5 protein-coding genes are annotated in these 4,974 nt (G+C 44.1%); 1 reads left to right on the forward strand and 4 read right to left on the reverse strand.

All coding sequences use genetic code 11. From position 1 onward, the window contains the following. From HZC12_10690 to mqnB, 4 genes are all read right to left on the reverse strand, one after another. The coding region (locus tag HZC12_10690) for a GAF domain-containing protein (GenBank protein MBI5027170.1) at positions 1-1,307 on the reverse strand (1,307 nt) is incomplete at its 3' end. A 285-nt stretch (positions 1,308-1,592) separates the two neighbouring features. Further along, positions 1,593-2,867, reverse strand: a complete 1,275-nt coding sequence (gene fabF / locus HZC12_10695; protein ID MBI5027171.1) for a beta-ketoacyl-ACP synthase II — start codon at positions 2,865-2,867, stop codon at positions 1,593-1,595. Between the two features lie 25 nt (positions 2,868-2,892). Next, positions 2,893-3,711, reverse strand: coding sequence for a 1,4-dihydroxy-6-naphthoate synthase (locus HZC12_10700; protein ID MBI5027172.1), 819 nt, complete (start codon positions 3,709-3,711; stop codon positions 2,893-2,895). Beyond that, positions 3,708-4,451: a futalosine hydrolase gene (mqnB, locus tag HZC12_10705; GenBank protein ID MBI5027173.1), complete on the reverse strand. Its 744-nt coding sequence runs from the start codon at positions 4,449-4,451 to the stop codon at positions 3,708-3,710. The genes HZC12_10700 and mqnB overlap by 4 nt, the downstream gene beginning before the upstream one ends. 86 nt (positions 4,452-4,537) lie before the next feature. Here mqnB and HZC12_10710 point away from each other — a divergent pair. Then, the coding region (locus HZC12_10710; protein ID MBI5027174.1) for a peptide-binding protein at positions 4,538-4,974 on the forward strand (437 nt) is incomplete at its 3' end.

A 4,974-nucleotide genomic window follows, 5' to 3' on the forward strand; every position in this document is an offset into this window, starting at 1 on the left:
CTTATCAGGGACAGCAGATGTCTTCCACTATCGAGAATATCAGTTATATATTCCTTGTGTTTCTTATTTATCTCTCCGTAAATTCCATCTACCAGGGCCTCTGAAAACCCTATTACGGTATTCAAGGGCGTTCTAAGCTCATGTGACATGTTTGCAAGGAATTCGGATTTTGCCTGATTGGCTGCCTCTGCCTGCCTCATAGCAGCCCTGATTTCATCCTCATATTTTTCTTTGATAAATTCAAATTCCAGGCGTTTGCTGAGGAGCTGATGCAGAATACGGTCGTACTCTGTGTAATAATGGGGAGACCTGCTGCATGTACACAGGACGCCGAATAGCTTCTCTCCAATAAAGACAGGCACGCCGAGATAGGAGACTACTCTGTTTTTAAGCAAACCAGGATGGTTTCTAAACTCTTCTGATGTAGTAGCATCATTAATAATTAGTGGCCGTTTTGTCTCATTTATAATTCCACAATAGACCTCGTTAAGGGGAAATCTCGTCCCCTCTTTAATGCCAATGCCTTTACGGTCTGTGACCGCGTACGTCACCCATTCACCCTCGCTGGCTATTTCAACCGTAGCCATATCCACATCGAGCATCTCTGCAATCCCATTAAGAATCTGCCTTGCAAATTCCTTTGCACTGGTCACTGTGGCAAAGCTTATCTCGTAGAGTTTATGCAGTCTGAAACCGAATCTCTCAAGCTCTGTCGTTGTTTTCTCTGCCAATTCCAGGGCAGAAGAACGGTCGTAGAGTAGCGCCTGTAACGTGCGCGCCCTTGCTCGTTGTTGCAATAATACAAGGCCAATCAGGTATAAAAACAACAGCCCCGATAATATCATAAGCACACGGTTGGCTTTGCGTCCGATCGAAATATCCTGGTGAATCGGAATTTCTCCTTCTCCCAACTGGTTCATGGTGATCAAAAAGACGGAATTGGCTATGCCCAGGTCATCAAGGGAGATGGCATGATAATAGTCGAATAGATACCGTTCTGTGGTCACCCATTTTTCGTATGCCTTTGATAGCTCGTTGACATTTCTGAATAAATCAGGGTTGTATTGTGCCAATTCTTTGTAGCGGGAGAGCAGGGAATCTGCTGATTCAACTGCCTTTGAGAAATCACTGTAAGCAGATTTTATATCACCACTCTTAAGCAGGCGGCTCTCTGCCCCTTTGATCTCAAGGAAGGGGCGCCTCATGGCATCCAGCATTGCAATGGCCGCTTGACCGTTTTCACCCTGCTTGATTTTTGAGGGCAAATTAAACATAAATGTTATACCTGCAAATATGAGGCATCCCACAAATACTCCCAACCAGAAATTACGTTTGTCTTCCAGGTTAATCATATATCCGATTTAACTCTACTTATCTTTCCTGCTCTATCCACCTACAACAACTATAAGAATTTTCTTCTTTAAAAGGTAAATCCACTCTATTTCTTTTATTTCATCTAAGGCCTGCATATAAACCCTTTATCATTGTCGAACGAAAATGAAAATGATTGTTTGGCAACGGCTTCATATCAAGAATATCAAAAACCCGCCTTAGATACAATTTGATTCTGTGTCCTCTGTGGTTAAATTGCATTATTTGAGATTAAATTTTCTTAGCACAAGCACAGCGTTGACTCCGCCAAAGCCAAAAGAATTTGATATGGCAGTATTTATCTCTTTATTTCTTGTCCTGCAGACATAGTCGAGGTCACAGTCAGGGTCAGGATATTCCATATTAATAGTAGGGAGTATAATGCCAGAGCTTATTGACATAGCGGTTATGGCAGCCTCTACAGCACCAGCTCCGCCGAGCATGTGGCCGAGCATGGACTTGGTGGAGCTTACAGGGATGTTGTAAGCCCTGTCTCCAAAAACTTCTTTAATGGCCTCTGTCTCAACCCTGTCACCTATTGGCGTGGATGTACCATGCGCATTGATGTAATCTACATCGTTTATTGAAACCCCTGCGTCCTGAAGGGCTTTTTTAATTGCAAGCCCTTCACCCTGTGGATCCGGCCTTGTCTGGTGAAAGGCGTCAGAGCTTATGCCATAGCCTGAAAGCTCCGCATATATTTTTGCCCCGCGTCTCAGTGCATGTTGTAATTCTTCAAGGATAAGGACTCCTGCGCCCTCTGCAATCACAAACCCGTCTCTCCTTATATCAAATGGTCTGCTTGCCTGTTCAGGCTCATTGTTTCTTGTTGAAAGGGCACCCGAGGCTCCATAACCACCGACAGCCAGCCTGCAAAGAGGCGCCTCTGCTCCTCCAGCAAATGCTATATCCATCTCCCCACTGCGAATGAGTCTTGCTGCCTCGCCAATGGCATTGGCCCCTGAGGCACAGGCGGTGGATATAGCGAGGGCAGGGCCTTTCAGGCCGAATCGCATTGATATGCAGGAAGATGCCATATTTATTGTACTTGATGCCATCAGGTATGCTGAAAAGGGTTTTCCCTTTAAGATATTCTCTCCCAATGCCTTCTCCATGCTTATTATCCCTCCCCTGCTTGAGCCAATGATTACACCTGCTGAATCGAGTGACGAGTGACGAGTGACGAGTGACGAGTCTTTATTTTTTATCTCTGAACTCCGAACTAATAACAGCCCTGCGTCTTCAACAGCCATTATTGCTGCTGCAATTGCATAATGTATGAATGGGTCAAGTCTTAGGATGTCTTTTCTGGGGATATAGGCTTCAGGAGAAAAGTCCTTTAATTCACCTGCAATTCTGACTGGAAGCCCTGAGGCATCGAATTTTGTTATAGAGCCTATACCTGATTGCCCCATTTTCAGGGCCGCCCATGTTTTTTTTAAATCATTCCCCAGGGGAGTAACAACACCCATCCCTGTAATAACCACTCTCCGCATTGTAGACTATCTTAGCATAAGTGGTTTACAAATTAATTATTCCCCTCTCCTCTGCCCTCCTGAATAATTCCTCAACAGCCCGCATCCCGTCCTCGCCGATATCAATAGAATAGTCATTTACATATAAGTTTATGTGTTTTTCAATTACATCGGCAGATAATTCCTGAGAGTGCATCTTGATGTAAGTCATGGGCTCATTCCTGTAGCTCATGGCATACTTAACACTCTCTCTCAAAAGCCCCTCAATTTTCCTGATTAGATCATTGCCGAGGGAACGCTTTGCAATAACTCCGCCAAGTGGAAGAGGCAGTCCTGTCTCTTTTTCCCACCACTCACCGAGGTCTATTACTTTTTTCAACCCATAGGCAGGATATGTAAACCTGCTTTCATGGATTATCAGCCCTGCATCTACTTCCCCATTTTTTACTGCATCCATAATCTTGTAAAATGGCATGACTTTGATATCCTCCTCTATAATTAAGGATGCATCGTATAGTTGTAAGAGCAGATATGCTGTGGTGAGCCTGCCTGGTATCGCAATCTTTTTGCCCTTCAGGTCTTTTATTTCACAATCCTCCCTCGCAACAATCAGTGGCCCGCAGCCCTTTCCCATGGCACTCCCTGAACGAAGCAGGCAATAGTTTTTCCTGAGATAATCAAAGGCGTGATAGGAGACCTTTGTGATATCGAGCGATGCATTGATAGCCATCTGATTCAATGCCTCAACGTCCTCAAGGATTTCCTTAAATCGCAAATCACCTGCATCTATCTTTCCATGTACGAGTGCGTAAAAAATGAAGGTATCATTTGGACATGGAGAGTAGCCGAGGGTGAGGGTTTTCACATTTTTTTTAGAAACTCCAGAACTACCCTCTGGCAGTTTTCAGCAGCAAGCTTCATGTCCCACTTTTCCCTGTCCCGATTTCCGGCAATGTTGCTTATACCTCTTATCTCGATCATTGGAATCCCATACATAGCACACACATGAGCGACCGCAGCCCCTTCCATGTTTTCACAGATTGCATTGAACCGCTCTTGCATTTCTCTGGCCCTCGATGCACTGCCGCTGACAGTTGAGACAGTGACAAAAGGGCCTGATTTCACATTAGTGACGAGAGACGAGTGGCGAGTGACGAGATTAAAAGACTTAACAGCCTTTTCAACTAACTTTTTGTCGAGAGGGAATTCGTTGAAATATTTTTTCCTGCCTTTTTGAACCAGGGGGATACCTATCTCCTTCACATCTGACCAGCCTTTTGATGTTATCACGCCTTCGTCTCCATAAATCTCTTTTGAGGCTACTGCAATATCCCCTATCCCGAGGCCGGATGAAGGATAGGCGCCGCCTACACCAAAGCTGATGACAGAGCTTACAGGGTAATTTTCAATCATGGCAGTGGCTGCATGGCCTGCATTTATCTTTCCAATGCCTGAATTTATAAGTAGGACGTTACGGCCAGAAAGTTTACCTTTATATACGGACTTATCACCGTGTTTGAAGGTAGTAACTCTCTTTAAACCGACTCTTATCTTCTCAGATTCAAGCGGTATAGAGGATATAAGTAATACAAAACCTTTGCTCATAATAGAGGAACTTTATCAATAAATTCCATTTAAAGTCAAAGGGGAGAATTGAAAAATGAAATTGGTTGGGTTATGCTTAACTAACAATGAATAGGACAGTATTTCTCATCCTTTATCTGTTATGCACTATCACCCTTTTTGGCTGCGAAGACAAAAAGGTCTCCAATCGAGGGGCAGCCATGGAAGATGTAGTTTTTGAACCTGCCTACGGCGATACTATTGTTGAGGGCTCTATAGGAGAGCCGAGCATATTAATCCCCATGCTTGCAGGCGACAGCGCATCCCATGAAGTCGCAGGATTGGTATTTAACGGTTTGGTAAAGTATCATACAGATTTGAGCATTATAGGTGACCTCGCAGAGTCGTGGGATATATCAAAGGATGGCCTGGTTATTACATTCCACCTGAGAAAAGGGGTAAGGTGGACTGACGGCGTTGAATTCACAGCAGATGATGTTATGTTTGGCTACAAAACCATCATAGATGAGAAGACTCCTACTGCATATAAAGAGGATTATCTTCA

Source organism: Nitrospirota bacterium (genome assembly GCA_016214385.1).
In the GTDB taxonomy this organism is placed as follows: Bacteria; Nitrospirota; Thermodesulfovibrionia; order UBA6902; family JACROP01; genus JACROP01.

What these genes read in the sequence shown, in the direction of transcription:
- fabF (MBI5027171.1), bottom strand. Translation starts at nt 2,867, where the DNA reads ATGCGGAGAGTGGTTATTACAGGGATGGGTGTTGTTACTCCCCTGGGG.
- mqnB (MBI5027173.1), bottom strand. Translation starts at nt 4,451, where the DNA reads ATGAGCAAAGGTTTTGTATTACTTATATCCTCTATACCGCTTGAATCT.